The following is a 14,069-nucleotide window of genomic DNA, read 5'->3' as shown; positions in this document are numbered from 1 at the left end:
GTCGATCCGTATCAGGTTCCGCTACCGGGAAACAGTCCACCGACAGCAGCTTGAACAACCGAATAGTCAACGTGTGCAACGGGGAAGAAACATGCCCTGGTGTACACGTTGTTGGTGTTCATGGCGTTATGCAGCGCAGATTAGATCGCCGATGCCACACGGTGACCCTCGATTACAGCGGCATGCGACCGACGCGGCGACAACGCGTCACCGATACGATGAATTTCGAAGGAACTTCCTCGCAACATGTTCCATAGATCATCTTCAGGTTCCTGCTGTGTCGCGTACACAACCCAGTCGACAACGCTGGTCTCCGCCACACCGGTTGGGTGGTGCACCAAATCGACGGTCAACGGACTATCTCCATGCACTGCCGTCACCATCAGATCCGTGCGCTGCGTGATCGACTTCTCGTGTGCCCGACGGTTCCAGGTCTCAAAATCCAAGGTAATGCTCAAATCCTGAGCGACCACCATCCCGTTGGTCGCGATGGTGACCTCACAGCCGTGATCAGCCAGAAACTCCGCAACCGAGGGTCCGTGATGAAATCCCAGTTCATCGAACACCAATACCGATCCGCTCGGCAGTACGTTCCTATCGAGCACATCTCTGACCCCGACGACGCGCTCAGAATCCCCCGCCCAGAGTGGGTGAACGGGCCGCGCTCCCGTTGCGATCACAACAACATCAGCGGCCATACCCGCCAGCATCGCCGAAGTGACATCCGTTGCCAAAAATATCTCGACACCGTTTCTGCGGCATTCAGATTCGAGGTTTCTGATCAGGTCACCCAACTCTCGGCGAGTAGGCATCACCGACGCTGTGCGGATTTGCCCACCAAGAACACTGTCACGCTCGAACAGGGTTACCCGATGCCCTCGCTGGGCGGCAGTCGCCGCTGCCTGCAAACCCGCCGGGCCACCGCCGACCACAACAACATCTCGACCAGGTAGTCGCGGCAGTGACAACTGCAACGGCAACAGGACTGACTCTCGACCGGCCGTCGGATTCTCCGTACACCCCAACCAACGGTTGAGCCCCATCCGCCCGACGCATTCCTGGTTGCAGGACAAGCAGGTTCGCACCGTTCCCGATTCACCAGCGCGAGCCTTGTTCACAAAATCCGGGTCCGCGATCTGGCCGCGCACTACTCCCACCAGATCACACAGTCCTTCGTCGAGCGCTTGCTCAGCCTGCTCCGCAGATTTGAACCGTCCCACACCGATCACAGGCAGCGAGACAACCTCTTTGATCGCCGACGGAATGAAATTCGCGTAGCCGGCCGGCACTGCCATCGAGGCCTCGATCAGATACAGTGTCTCCGTGGCCATCCCGATGGCGGTATTGATGTAGTCGACCTGACCGTCTGCCTCCACGAGCCGCGCAGTTTCGACAGCATCTACCAGTTCGATGCCGCCGCGAGTACCTTCGTAACCACTGAGCCTGACCCCGAGCACTCGGTCCGGTCCGATCGCCTCGCGGAGAACACGCAAGACCTCCAGCAGAAACTGCGCCCGGTTCTCCGTTGTGCCGCCATACCGATCAGTGCGACGGTTTGTGGACGGTGCCAGAAATGCGCGGACTATCGACGACTGCGACGCCTGTAATTCGACGCCGTCGAAACCGCCGGCTATGCAGTTGCGCGCTACCAGTGAGAAACCGTCGAGAATCTCTGCAATGTCTGCGTCGTCAACAGCTTTGGGGACTTCACGAAAAAGTGGATCCGCGATTGCGCTGGGCGCCCAGAGCGGGAGCCTCGAGTATGTTCCGGCTCCCTGCCCGCCGTTGTGATTGATCTGCGCCAGGATCACCGAACCGTGCACGTGCACAGATTCGGTGATCCTGCGATACCCCTCGACCACCTCGGGCCGATAGCCCTCGATCATCTTCTCGTACGGTCGATCCGACGGATGAGTCGAATGTTCCTCACTGATGATCAGCCCGGCCCCGCCCTTTGCCCGCGCCCCGTAATACGCGGCGTGCTGCGCTGTAGGCAAACCGTCCGCGGCATAGTTAGTCAGGTGTGCGGAGAACACGACCCGGTTACGCAGAGTCAGGTTGCCCAAGCGCAATGGCGCGAAGAGTCGACGGTATGGCGTCATCAGACCTTGGAGTTGCCCTGATCGAGCGCGAAATGACTTGCCGTCACGGTGCGTGATCCGTCGCCAGCCAACCACGCGACGGTATCGGAAATCTCCTCCGGCTCCGCGAACGCGGTGTCGGTGAGGATGGGTGCAAAGTTGGGCAGGTACTGCGGGTAGTTCTGAAAAATCGCCAGGGCACCCTGATCGGTGCCCATCGGTGTATTCACGCCGTACGGATGGATGGAGTTTACGCGAATCTTGTACTCCCCCAGTTCCTTTGCCGCAGCCTGTGTGAGTCCGACGAGACCGAACTTCGCGCTACCGTAGTGAGCCTGGCCGGGCATGGCCTTGAGCCCGGCAACGGAACTGATCACGACGATCGATCCACCGCGGCCACCCTCGATCATGGTGGGAACCGCAGCTTTGAGCGTCTTCCAGACACCGGTCAGGTTGATGTCGATGAGGGTTTCCCACTGCTCGTCCGACATTTCCCAGAAGCGGTTCCAGTTGCAGACACCGGCGTTCGCTACGACGACGTCGAGTCGACCGAACTGCTCAACGCCTTCCTTGACGACGGCTGCGAGTGCCGCGCCGTCTCGGACGTCGGCCTCACGGGCAAAGATCTTTGAGCCTTCTGCTTCAACCAGACGCACGGTCTCGGCAAAATCGTCTGCCGTCGCTGCTTCATAGGTGTTGTCGGCCGCGACTGCCGCGCACACATCGACGGCAATAATCGACGCGCCTTCACGAGCCAGGCGGATGGCATGCGAGCGGCCCTGACCGCGCGCTGCGCCGGTGATGAATGCAACGCGGCCCTCGAGTGAACGTGCCTGTGTCATGGGTTGACCCTCTCATCGGAATTGAAACTTGTTCTAGCAGTAAACCCTGCGGAGCGTCCTTCGCGCATGGATTCGAGAACAGTTCTCGGAGCAATTGCATCTCCGACGTGCATACTCGCGAAATTCTGGATGGAATCATCAGGCAGACGGGGTGAGCAGTCGACCACCACGGCGCACGACAACTGCGTCTCCACGCCCGTGTAGACATTCTCGACAACCACAGCACCGTCGGAGACCGCGACAACCCGAGAAGAACACACCCGCACAATTCCGGCCTGCTGGATTCGGGTGTTGGCGCCCACCAGATCCCCGCTCATCCCCAACCGCGAACCGATGATCGTGTCGGGGGTGACTATCGACACAGCGAGGCCCCGCTCGGCAAGTGTCTCAGCGATGGCAACTGCAATCGGCCCACCCAGTGGATCGACCAGAACGACAGGGCCTTTCACGTCGACTAGCTCCCGAGCCGCCGACGCGTCCATCCAGCGAACCGAGGAATCCACGGGGTACGTCGGGGGCCTGACAACGCTACCCGTCGCAATCACTACCAACTCACCTTGTGCGCGCGCATCCTCGATGTCCTGCGATCCCGCCTCTGTCTCGGTCCACAGGACCACCCCGAGCGCCCGGCATTCGTCCTCGAGCCACTTCGACAGCAATCCGAACCGTGCTCGCCCAACTCCCTGCGCAAAATTTCCGATCATGCCGCCCAACCTTGACGACCGCTCGTTGAGGGTCACCGAACAACCCCGCCCAGCCAGAATTCTTGCTGCTTCCAACCCTGCTGGTCCGCCGCCCACAACTAGTGCGGCTCCCGACACCGGATCCTTCTCTCGCTCATCAGGATCCACCGTCTCGAAGCCTGCGCTGGGATTGCCGACGCATGTGACCACCGGATTGCGGGAGTCGAGCACCAGGCATGTCTGATTGCAGAGCACGCATGGCCGCGGCTGATCGCCGCGGACAGATTTGAGAACCAGGTCCGGGTCGGCGATCTGGGCCCGGGTCATTTCGACGTAATCGGCCACACTCAACGCCTCGCGGGCGTCGGAGACGTCCACGATACTGCCTTGTGCAACAACAGGAATCGATACCGCACCCTTCACACCGCAGCACAAATCCAGATTGAAGTTCGGCGCTTCGTGAAAGTCCGGGCGGTACTGCGAAACCGAGTAGAGACCACCGCGCACCACTACGAGCAGATCGAGGTACTGCTCCAGTTCAGCCACATATCCAGCCGCCAACTCCGGCGTCACGCCCGCCCACGGCGCCAACTCGTCGCAGGACAGCCGCAGGGAAATCACTGCGGCAGGCCCCACCGCCTCACGAATCCCCGCAACCACCTCGCGCAGCAGTGCCACTCGATCGGTTCCGTATCGATCGGTGCGAGTATTGGTCAGCCCTGAAAGAAACTGCCGCAGAATGCTTCGAGGGCCGGCATCAATCTCGACTCCGGCCATCCCCGACGCCATTGCAAGCGCCGCGGAGGAACAAAAAGCTGCGATCATCTCATCGATGTCGGACTGCTCCATCGCGATCGGCAACTCGCGTGTCACCGGATCAGCTACCCGCGACGGCCCCCACAACACTGATTGTGAGTAGGCACTCGAACCCTGCATTCCGGTGTGCCCCAGCCCGGCAAGAACCAGAGTGCCGTGCGGAGCGCATGCCGCCGAGATCGACTGCCAACCCGGACCGCACAACGATGCCAGCGGCGCCCGTTCGTACGGCCAGTCGTTCTCCAGAACCGAGGCAACTTCGGTGACGATGATCCCGGCGCCACCTTCGGCCCGGCGCTGGTAGTAACCACGATGCCGATCCGAGAATGACCGTCCCACAACGAGATTGGTCTCGTGCGGACCGAAAACAACCCTGGACCGGACTGTGCGTCCGGCCAGGGTTGTGTGTTCGTCGATACTCACTTCACAGTTCGATCACCAGGCGAGGGTCAGGCGCCCAGCGTGCGGGTGAAACCTTCCGGGATCACCAGGTCAGCGGGGCTGAGCTCGCTGATGGAGGCATGTCCGAGACCCATCAGGCCCGAGTCGATACCCATACGCATAAGGTCGAGAACATTCTCGACACCGGCCTGACCGTTTGCCGAAAGGCCCCACAGGTAAGCGCGACCCAGCATGACGGCCTTGGCGCCGAGAGCAAGTGCCTTCACGACGTCGCCGCCGCGTCGAATACCGCCGTCAAGAACAACTTCCACCTGATCGCCCACCGCTGCAGCGATACCCGGGAGCACGCGGATCGGTGCCGGGGTGCCGTCGAGGTTGTTACCGCCGTGGTTGGAGACGGAGATCGCGGAGACTCCGGCGTCGACGGCACGCTTCGCGTCGTCGATACGCATGATGCCCTTGAGCATGAACGGGCCACCCCACTGCTCGCGCAGCCACGCGATGTCTTCCCATGTCGGGAGCGGGGTCTGCATCCATTCGCCGTAGGCACCGAAGAACGTCGGCGCAGCCTGGCCCGGTGCGGCGAGGTTCGGCGTCGTCAAATCCGGGATCTTGCCGGTCTTGGCGAACTCGAACAACCACTTCGGGCGCATGATGCCCTCGGGTGCGAACTGGATCATCGCCTTGAGATCCATCTTTTCGGGGATGGACGGGCTGCCCCAGTCGCGGCCGTACGCGAAGGACCAGTCGGTGGTGATGATCAGGCCCTTGGCGCCGGCGGCGCGAGCGCGCTCCATGCGCTGAAGGAGCACGTCGCGGCTTCCGACCCAGTACATCTGGAAGAAGGTCTGCGGGTTGGCCGCAGCAACCTCTTCGATGGACTTGCTGGCAAAGGAACTCAGTCCGATGGCCGTTCCTCGTGCCGCAGCGGCCCGCGCAACAGCAACCTCACCGTCGGGATGCACAGCCTGCACGCCCGTCGGTGAAATCATCACGGGGAGCGAAATATCCTGCCCCATAATGGTTGTGGACATGTCGCGCTCGTTCGGCAAACCCGCCGCGTGCGGTGAGAAACCCAATTCGCTGTATGCAGCAACGTTATCGTCGACAGTCAGGCCCTTTTCAGACCCAGCCACCAACGCCGCATACACGGACTTGGGCAACCTCTTCTGGGCACGTCGCTGAGCTTCAGCGACGGTCTCGAAGAAAGCATTCTTAGCCATCAAACAAACCTCTCGTAGCGCAAGTAGCGAAAAGCTACTTACATTCCCGCAAGCGGGTTTTCGTCACAGATCTTGGAAGGGGGACGCATCATCAGTGTCAAGGGAACCGACGCGCGAGGAGTCTTGCGCTGCCCGGACCGCGAGTGGTCGACGCTGGACTTGGGAACCTCACCGGCACCCGCAAGCGCCATCTCGCCGTTACCGATGACGCACTCGGGATCGGGGCCGTCCATCGGCAGTCCGGTGAAGAACTTGGCTGCCATGCAGCCGCCGCGGCAGGAGTCGTAGTGGTCGCACTTTGCGCACGCGCCACCGGTCTGCGGTGAACGCAGTTCCTGGAACAGATCCGAATGCTGCCACACATGCTGGAAGCCACCGTCTTTCACGATGTTTCCGGCAAGGAACTGCTCGTGAATAGCGAACGGGCAGGCGTACACGTCACCGACCGGGTCGATCAAGCAGACAACGCGACCGGCACCGCACAGGTTCAGACCCGGCAGAGCATCTCCGAAAGCGGAGAGGTGGAAAAAGGAGTCACCGGTCAGGACGCCTTCACCGTTGGCAACCAGCCAGTTGTAGAGCTCACGCTGCTGCTCCGGACGGGGGTGCAGATCGTCCCACACGTCCGCGCCACGACCCGAGGGACGCAGACGGGTGATGCGCAAGGTCGCGTCGTACATGTCCGCGAGTGCCTTGAATTCGTCGAGCTGACTGACGTTGTGGCGGGTGACGACAACCGAAATCTTGGCGTCTTTGAAGCCGGCTTCCTTCAGGTTTTCCAGCGCGCGCACTGCCATGGCAAACGAACCCGGTCCGCGCACAGCATCATTGACCTCAGCGGTCGCGCCGTCGATGGAAATCTGCACGTCGACGTAGTCGCTGGCCGCAAGACGCTCGGCGACCTTCTTGTCGATCTTGACGCCGTTAGTGGAGAACTTGACTCCCACCTGGTGGTCCGTCGCGTAGTCGACGAGTTCCCAGAAGTCGGAGCGCACGGTGGGCTCGCCGCCGCCGATGTTGACGTAGAAGACCTGCATGCGCTGCAGCTCATCGATGATGGCCTTGCACTGTTCGGTGCTGAGCTCGTTGGGGTCACGGCGACCCGAAGACGAGAGGCAATGCACGCAGGAAAGGTTGCAGGCGTAGGTAAGTTCCCACGTCAGGCAGATGGGTGCGTCGAGTCCGAGTTCGAACTGATCGACAAGGCGACCCACCGGTGCCGGCGTGGAGGAATGTTCAAGAACTGAGGTCATGGCTGTGTCCTCGCGAAGTATGAAGCGGGCGAACGTGCAGAAGGGCTGTTCCGCACGGTGGAGCGAGCAAACCGATCAGACAGGAATCGTCTGGATCAGACAGGCACAATCATGTGCGAATCGGCGAGAGTGCTCAGCGCACGGGCATATTGGGGAGCCGCGTCATCTGCAATGCCCTGCGCACGCAGTGCGGATCGGACATCAGGATGGTCTGGCAACGCCTTGACCACAGCAACGATGGTCGTGTTCTTCAGGAACGAGAGCTTGCGCGTTCCGAAGTGGTAGAGCAACGCCCCGAAAGGTTCGGGGCGAAGCGCTACCTGCGGGTGGAGTTTCCACCCCGCATCGAGATCAAGAGCAGGCACGGTCAGTACACGCCGCACATGCCGTCGATGGAGACCTCTTCAACGAGCGATTCTTCGATCAGGTCGTTGTCGAGTGCCTTATTGTCACGATCGGACATGGATTCCTCCTGAATCTGTGGTCACGAGTGGGGTTTCACTGTGACTCGGTTCACCACTGTAATGGCATCGAGTGCACAATGACAGACATGGAGCGAAAAAAGAATGCGTAGCCGCAAAAACCCGTCCGCTCGGATAGGTCGCCGCCCCTCCACGACCAGGGAGGGGATCAGCAAAATCGGCATCGAACTTTTCTCCACACTCGGCTTCAACGACGTCAGCGTCGACCAGATCGCCGACGCCGCCGGCATCGCCCGGCGGACGTTCTTCCGCTACTTTCCCTCCAAGAACGCCGTCCCCTGGGGCGACTTCGACGCCCACCTCGACGAGATGCGTGCACACCTCGATTCGCTCCCCGAAGAACTGCCACTGGTCGACGCACTCGAATCCGCACTCCTGACCTTCAACACTTTTCCGCCCGAAGAGACTGCCGTGCACCGCAAACGGATGGAACTCATCCTTACTGTGCCCACTCTTCAGGCATACTCGGTGGTGATGCACGAAGGTTGGCGGCATGTGGTCGCCGAGTACGCAGCTCGGAGAATGAATCTCGAACCGACCGACCACGGTCCACGTACCGTGGGTTACCTTCTGCTCGGTGTCGCGATGGCCGCGTACGAACAGTGGCTCACCGACGACGCTCTGGAACTACCCGAACTTCTGCGAACCGGAACGCAGGCCTTGCGCACCGGTATCAGCATCTAGCGAAAGACACTGATGGCTACCTCGACACCCGCAGTCATGGATTCACTCGCACCCTCGGCGCCGGGGCAATGGTCGTTCGGGCATGTCACCGTCGAACGCGTGAAGTCGGGCCCCCTGGTGCTCAGCCGCAACGGCGACGGACTGCTGGTGCGGCATTCACTGACCGCCGCCGATCTGAGCGAGCGCCTCGTTGCCGGCGTCACCGCGTCGATCGAGGACGCAGACTTCGGTCAAGACGAATTCGAGCTCACCATGGTGGGTCTGGTTCGCTCCACCGTCGACGGAGCCCTCGAAGCCTGGACCACCTACTATCGGAACTCGCTGAACGAACTACTCGACGGCAGTGCCGATTTTGCACCGATTCACGAGAAAGCGCAGGAATGGGTTCGGGGCAGCGTCCTCGATCTCGGATCGTGCTTCGGTTTCTTCCCGTTGCGGCTCGCGAAAGCCGGAATGAGCGTGACTGCCACCGACATTCACCCCGGAACCATGATTCTGCTCGACGCAGTGGCCCCCGAACTCGGCATCGACATCAAGACTCTGATCTGCGATGCCGGCGAGGTGCCTGCCCCGGACAAGAGCGTCGATACCGTCACTGCAATCCACCTCCTCGAACACGTGGACGACACTGTGGGCGAGAAGGTGATCGCCCAGGCGTTGCGAATCGCCCGGCAGCGCGTTGTGATCGCTGTGCCGTTCGAGGACGAGGCCACTGCCTGCCACGGTCACATTCGGACTTTCGATCTCGAATCGCTGCGCGTTGTGGGCGAGAAGACAGGGGCCCCATTCGAGGTCTTCGAGCACCACGGCGGTTGGTTGGTACTCGACGCACAGTAGGCGCGAATTCTTACGCGTCTTCCTTTAAAGTATGCGCGACAAGCGCATTCGCATGACCGTGTCCCATGCTGTGTTCCGACTTCAACCAATCGACCAACTCCATGTGCTTGGTCAGTTCGGAACTGCGAATCATGGCCTGCCACTCACCGATCGGCCGACCGTACTTCTTCTCGATCGACGGGAAATACGACGCAGGGCCCTTCACCGGTTCACTCATACTCGGGAATCTACTGCGGCAATCCCCTATTCTCAGGAGATACACCCGAAAAGCAGGGGGATGCCGATTCGACTGCCCACCCGAAACCAGTTGACCGGCACTATCACCGCGGTCAACCTCGGTACCGTAATGGCAACCGTCAACCAGCGACGGTGTTCGTGAAATCCACCGAAGTCACCATCGGCGTCGAGTAGCGAGATTCGTCGAGTAGCAAAATTCTCAGTGCCGAGTGAGGTACGTCGTCATCGTGTAGTCCTTACTCGGCCCTGACACGGTCCATTCGACGGACCACCCTTCAGTTGCGGCCTCGATGTCGACCCGTCCACGGTAGGTGTCGGCGCCGCATAGATGCTCGACATCCTGACCTGGATTCCACTCGTGAAACTCGCGGCCGTCCTCGAACGTCACCGCCCAGTTGCCGTCTTGCTGCTCGATGAACAATGTCCGGAATACCGCCAGTTCGAGGTCGCCGTCGAACAGCGTGCCACTCTCGTACCACCGGAGTCGACCGTCAATTTTTTCCTCGATGGCAGTCTGCCCAACGACCCGCTTCGTCGACCCACCGATGCGGTCGACGATTGTTCGCTCGAAGTTCCACTCCCCGACCAGTGCTTTCGGATCGACCCGAGCATTGTTGACCATGCTCCGATTCTAATGGCGAGCTAACCCCAGGTACCCGTGGCGTATGTTTCGAGTATCACGCCACGCCCGCCGGAGATACGACAGAATCCTGGAGTTCGCGGCGCGGTGGGATCCCCAGTGGTTCCACACCGACAAGGAAGCAGCCGAATCCGGTGTCTTCGGCGGGTTGATCGGCAGCGGAATACATACACTCGCGATCTGCCAGAAACTCGTGGTCGAAAGCATCTACGACCACTGGAACGTCATAGCCGGCAAGAGCATGCGCGACGTGCAATTCCTCCGCCCCCTGCGTCCAGGCGACGCGTTGACCGGCGAACTGACCGTCGACCAACGCCGTGACCCTCATACCTCTCCGTTCAGATGAGCCCCTGCTTACTCGCCGCATACACCGCCTCGGCACGGCGACTCACCTCGAGTTTGCGCATGATATTGCTGACGTGAAACTTGACCGTAGTCGGTGAGATGTACAACCTCTCTCCGATCTTGATGTTGGACAATCCGTTTGCAAGCAATCGCAGAACTTCGAGTTCGCGGTCCGTCAACCGATCCTTGGCCGAAGACTGTCGGTTCAGCGAGCGCACCACCGCCGAGGCACTGCGTGAGTCGAAAGCACTTTCACCCCGAGACACCGCACGGATCGCGCGCACCAGTTCCGTAGTGTCGACATCTTTCACGACATAGCCGCGCGCCCCGGCGTGAACCGCTCGCACCACTAGGTGGTCGTCGAGAAAGGTTGTGAGAACCAGCAATCCGAGTTCGGGATGTGCCGATGACAGTTGCGCACACAACGTCAGACCTTCGTAGTCCGAACTGGCCGAGAGCTTCAAATCCATGAGTACGATGTCGGGGCCGACCCGATCTACGACCGCGAGTGCCTCTGCCAACGACGATGCTTCACCAACGATGCGTAGATCATTCTCGCGTTCGAGCACCGACCGCAGACCTTGCCTCAGCATCGCGTGATCGTCGACCAGCACGATGCGGATGACACTACGTTCGGTAGGACGGAGAACGTCGGCGGAGATGGGGCGTGCAGATGTCATCGTTCCTCGATCTCGGTTGTGGGACAGATACCTTCGTCATTTCACTGCCCCGAAAACGGAACTCGCACTATGATTTGAACTCCCCCGATCCTCGCACGCCGAACCTCGAGCGTGCCGCCCAACTCGCGTGCCCGAGACTGCATGTTGGCCAAACCTCGGTGCCGTCCGTCGACGTCGTTGCTCGCAGCAAGCTTGAGGATCAATCTCATACGCGCGGGATCGCCGTCGCCGTCGTCTGAAATCGATAAAATCACCGAATCAGGTCGATACGTCAACCGTAGGACCGCCCGAGTGGCGTGAGCGTGGACTGCAGCATTGAACAACGCTTCTCCGGCAATGCGCAACAATGCATGTTCCGTGCCGCTGGGAAGCTCGGCCGGTGTGCCGCCGACGCGCAGACTCACTGCCAACTCGTCGGGCATGTGAACCACGCTCAGTTGCTCGAGCAATTCCGGCAACGACGTCCGACCCTCGTCCGACGAATGATTGAGCGCATAGATCGCCGACCGCAATTGCTCTACCGCTCGCCTGGTCAAATCCTTTGCTAAATCAAGTCTTTCACTTCTTTCGGCTTCCGGGATATCGCTGCGGCACACTTCGATCTGCATACCCGCCGACAACACGGCCTGCGTCACGCTGTCATGGAGTTCACGAGCAATGCGATGGCGTTCGTCGTCAACCACTTGATGGCGGTGCGCCACCCCGAGTTGACGTTGAGTCGATTCCAACTCACGGTTTCGAACCGCCAGGTCAGCCGCAGTCCTGTTGGCCTCGGCAAACGCGTCTTCCGCTCGTTCGAGGAGCAACTGCCCTCGCTGATACAGCGCCGAGTTCTGGAGCGCGACAGCAGTTTGACTGGCCAGAATACTCAGGACAGCACCATCGGTAGTGTCGAGAATCCGATCTTGTGATGTCCAGGCCGCAAATGCACCAACCACCCCACCCCCGAGGACAATCGGAACGAACGCATAGTGCGGGTCGATCACCGAATTGGATTCTATTCTGCCGCAGCGGATATCGTCGAGACAACCGACGACGTCGTCGGGCAGCGGCGGACCTTCCACGTTACCCACCAGAAAAGGAGTGGCATCGGGTCCGAGAACCAACCGTCTCGGCCCGGCGTCGGGAAGCGTTCCGTCGGCCAACGCGAACACAATCCACTGCGCACTCAAGTGAGCCCGTGCAGCCTCCGCGACAGCACAAATCAGGGTCTCCGGACCGTCGACAGTTCGAACCAGCGCCCGCGAAATCAATTCCAAGGCATGCACAACGCGCTCGAGACGCTCGGCCGCTCCGCGATACTGGGGATAGAAGGAACTTTTCCCCGAACGCAATCCAGTGAGCCGCGACAGGTCTGCGGTCATGACTGCACCCGATTCACAGTGCGCCCTCGCACCCGATTCACAGTGCGCCCCGGAACAATGCCACCATCTGTTCTTGCGTGGCTTCACGCGGATTGGTGGACATGCAGGCATCCCGCAACGCAAAGCTCGCGAGCCTGCTCAAGTCTTCTTCACGAACGCCCAACTCTGCCAAACCTTTCGGAACACCGACTTCCCGCGCAAGTCGCTCGACGCGATCTGCCACCGCCAGTGCTGCTTCCTCGGCACCGCCGCGTTGCTCCGGAAGATTGAGCGCGGCAGCAATTGCCACGAACGGCGCTGCGTCCGTCGTCGAGTTGAAGCGGATGACATGGGGCAGCAGAATGCCGTTGATGACGCCGTGCGGCAGGTCGAGCATTCCGCCCACCTGATGACTCATCGCGTGGGCCGCACCGAGAATTGCGTTGGTGAACGCCAATCCTGCTTCGAGGCTGGCCTGCGCCATTACCGATCGGGCATCCATCTCCAGAGGATCACGGATTGTGCGCACCAGGTTCTCGGTGACCAACCCGACCGCTCGCAGCGCGTGGTGGTCGGTCAGCGGATTGTGGGCAAGCGAGACGAAAGCCTCGATTCCATGCGTCAATGCATCCAATCCCGTTGCTGCGTTGAGCCACTCCGGCATCGTGGTCAGCAAACGAGGATCGATGACCGTGACATCGGGGACCAAAGCACGGCCGATGATGGTGATCTTGGTACCTCGGGCAGTATCGGTGACGATACAGAACTGCGAGACATCAGCACCCGTACCCGAAGTCGTGGGCACCATGACCAGTGGCGGAATCGGTTTGGTGGCTTGATCCACACCCTCGTAGTCGAGGATGTTGCCACCGTTCGCCGCCAGTACAGCTACACCTTTGGCCGCGTCGATGACGGAGCCTCCGCCGAGCGCGATGATGACGTCGCACTCGCCTTCCTGATACACCTCGAAGCCTGCTGCGATCTCGAAGTCCTTGGGATTGGGTGTCAACCCTGCCCACACGCACGCACGCAATCCCTGTTCGGCCAGGTGCGCCTCGAGTTCCGCGACCCACCCTGCCTCGATCAGGCCCGGATCAGTCACGAGAAGCGGCCGGAAACCGCCGAAACGGAGAGTTGCATGCGCCGCCTCGACGAGCGAACCGATACCGAACACAATCTCGGGAGCATGAAACTTCACCAGGCGAGCACTAGTTGCACGGCCGGAACTGTCACGACTGTTCACGGCGTCCGGAGCGTCCACCGACACGGCTCCCACTCTCCTCTCTCAGGACGCCGAGACTGTGATCTGCCTAACAGGCGCCGGGTCCGAGAGTACGCGGGCATCGAATCGGAAACACCCACCCAAGGAGAGGTGATTACCTACCCGAACGGGTAGGTACTATGCGCTCGACTGTCGGTAGCGGGGATATTCGCGTGCGTCAGCGAAGCGCGTGCCCTAACTCCCCTGCGTCAGCGAAGCGCGTGCCCTAACTCCCCTGCGTCAGCGAAGCGCGTGCCCTA

At 60.7% G+C, this 14,069-nt stretch carries 15 protein-coding genes; 3 read left to right on the top strand and 12 right to left on the bottom strand.

Going from position 1 to position 14,069, the window contains the following annotated elements:
* Window positions 1–140 precede the first annotated feature (140 nt).
* From QM600_RS14260 to mftA, 7 genes are all read right to left on the bottom strand, one after another.
* Window positions 141–2,102, bottom strand: a complete 1,962-nt coding sequence (locus QM600_RS14260; RefSeq protein WP_283262129.1) for a mycofactocin system FadH/OYE family oxidoreductase 2 — start codon at window positions 2,100–2,102, stop codon at window positions 141–143.
* Window positions 2,102–2,923 carry a mycofactocin-coupled SDR family oxidoreductase gene (locus QM600_RS14255; RefSeq protein WP_283262128.1) on the bottom strand — a complete coding sequence of 274 codons (822 nt, stop codon included), beginning with the start codon at window positions 2,921–2,923 and terminating at the stop codon, window positions 2,102–2,104. Before QM600_RS14255 ends, QM600_RS14260 begins: the two co-directional genes overlap by 1 nt.
* Entirely contained in the window at window positions 2,920–4,845 is a 1,926-nt protein-coding gene (locus QM600_RS14250; RefSeq protein ID WP_283262127.1) for a mycofactocin system FadH/OYE family oxidoreductase 1, read from the bottom strand. Before QM600_RS14250 ends, QM600_RS14255 begins: the two co-directional genes overlap by 4 nt.
* 26 nt (window positions 4,846–4,871) lie before the next feature.
* Window positions 4,872–6,047, bottom strand: coding sequence for a pre-mycofactocin synthase MftD (gene mftD / locus QM600_RS14245; RefSeq protein ID WP_283262126.1), 1,176 nt, complete (start codon window positions 6,045–6,047; stop codon window positions 4,872–4,874).
* Between the two features lie 38 nt (window positions 6,048–6,085).
* Window positions 6,086–7,300 carry a mycofactocin radical SAM maturase gene (gene mftC, locus QM600_RS14240; protein WP_283262124.1) on the bottom strand — a complete coding sequence of 405 codons (1,215 nt, stop codon included), beginning with the start codon at window positions 7,298–7,300 and terminating at the stop codon, window positions 6,086–6,088.
* A gap of 95 nt (window positions 7,301–7,395) precedes the next feature.
* Window positions 7,396–7,683 (bottom strand): mycofactocin biosynthesis chaperone MftB, encoded by a 288-nt coding sequence (gene mftB, locus QM600_RS14235; RefSeq protein WP_094271863.1) that lies wholly within the window; start codon window positions 7,681–7,683, stop codon window positions 7,396–7,398.
* Window positions 7,668–7,763, bottom strand: coding sequence for a mycofactocin precursor MftA (gene mftA / locus QM600_RS14230; RefSeq protein ID WP_072782308.1), 96 nt, complete (start codon window positions 7,761–7,763; stop codon window positions 7,668–7,670). Before mftA ends, mftB begins: the two co-directional genes overlap by 16 nt.
* Before the next feature lie 103 nt (window positions 7,764–7,866).
* On the opposite strand from mftA, the gene mftR reads away from it, so the two are divergent.
* Together mftR and mftM are read left to right on the top strand one after the other, a co-directional pair.
* The gene (gene mftR, locus QM600_RS14225) at window positions 7,867–8,466 is read left to right on the top strand and encodes a mycofactocin system transcriptional regulator MftR (protein ID WP_283262123.1); all 600 of its coding nucleotides are present in this window, start codon (window positions 7,867–7,869) and stop codon (window positions 8,464–8,466) included.
* Between the two features lie 12 nt (window positions 8,467–8,478).
* Window positions 8,479–9,303, top strand: a complete 825-nt coding sequence (gene mftM / locus QM600_RS14220; RefSeq protein WP_283262122.1) for a mycofactocin oligosaccharide methyltransferase MftM — start codon at window positions 8,479–8,481, stop codon at window positions 9,301–9,303.
* A 10-nt stretch (window positions 9,304–9,313) separates the two neighbouring features.
* On the opposite strand, the gene QM600_RS14215 is transcribed toward mftM, so the two are convergent.
* Both QM600_RS14215 and QM600_RS14210 read right to left on the bottom strand, forming a co-directional pair.
* Window positions 9,314–9,520 (bottom strand): DUF4287 domain-containing protein, encoded by a 207-nt coding sequence (locus tag QM600_RS14215; RefSeq protein ID WP_283262121.1) that lies wholly within the window; start codon window positions 9,518–9,520, stop codon window positions 9,314–9,316.
* Between the two features lie 219 nt (window positions 9,521–9,739).
* On the bottom strand, window positions 9,740–10,162 hold the full coding sequence (locus QM600_RS14210; RefSeq protein ID WP_283262120.1) for a DUF6314 family protein: 423 nt from the start codon (window positions 10,160–10,162) through the stop codon (window positions 9,740–9,742).
* A 43-nt stretch (window positions 10,163–10,205) separates the two neighbouring features.
* Here QM600_RS14210 and QM600_RS14205 point away from each other — a divergent pair, with 43 nt between their 5' ends.
* Complete coding sequence (locus QM600_RS14205) at window positions 10,206–10,526, top strand: MaoC/PaaZ C-terminal domain-containing protein (RefSeq protein ID WP_502942978.1); 321 nt, start codon at window positions 10,206–10,208, stop codon at window positions 10,524–10,526.
* Here QM600_RS14205 and QM600_RS14200 read toward each other — a convergent pair.
* Genes QM600_RS14200 through QM600_RS14190 form a run of 3 tightly spaced genes read right to left on the bottom strand, consistent with a single transcriptional unit; the run spans window position 10,519 to window position 13,809 of the window.
* Window positions 10,519–11,205, bottom strand: coding sequence for a MadR family response regulator transcription factor (locus tag QM600_RS14200; protein ID WP_283262119.1), 687 nt, complete (start codon window positions 11,203–11,205; stop codon window positions 10,519–10,521). The genes QM600_RS14205 and QM600_RS14200 overlap by 8 nt on opposite strands.
* A 41-nt stretch (window positions 11,206–11,246) precedes the next feature.
* Window positions 11,247–12,569 carry a MadS family sensor histidine kinase gene (locus tag QM600_RS14195; RefSeq protein WP_283262118.1) on the bottom strand — a complete coding sequence of 441 codons (1,323 nt, stop codon included), beginning with the start codon at window positions 12,567–12,569 and terminating at the stop codon, window positions 11,247–11,249.
* A 37-nt stretch (window positions 12,570–12,606) separates the two neighbouring features.
* Entirely contained in the window at window positions 12,607–13,809 is a 1,203-nt protein-coding gene (locus QM600_RS14190; RefSeq protein WP_283262117.1) for an iron-containing alcohol dehydrogenase, read from the bottom strand.
* Window positions 13,810–14,069 lie beyond the last annotated feature (260 nt).

This window comes from Rhodococcus sp. IEGM 1379, from assembly GCF_030056815.1.
Lineage (GTDB): Bacteria > Actinomycetota > Actinomycetes > Mycobacteriales > Mycobacteriaceae > Rhodococcus_F.
This window is presented reverse-complemented; position numbering and strand designations above follow the sequence as displayed.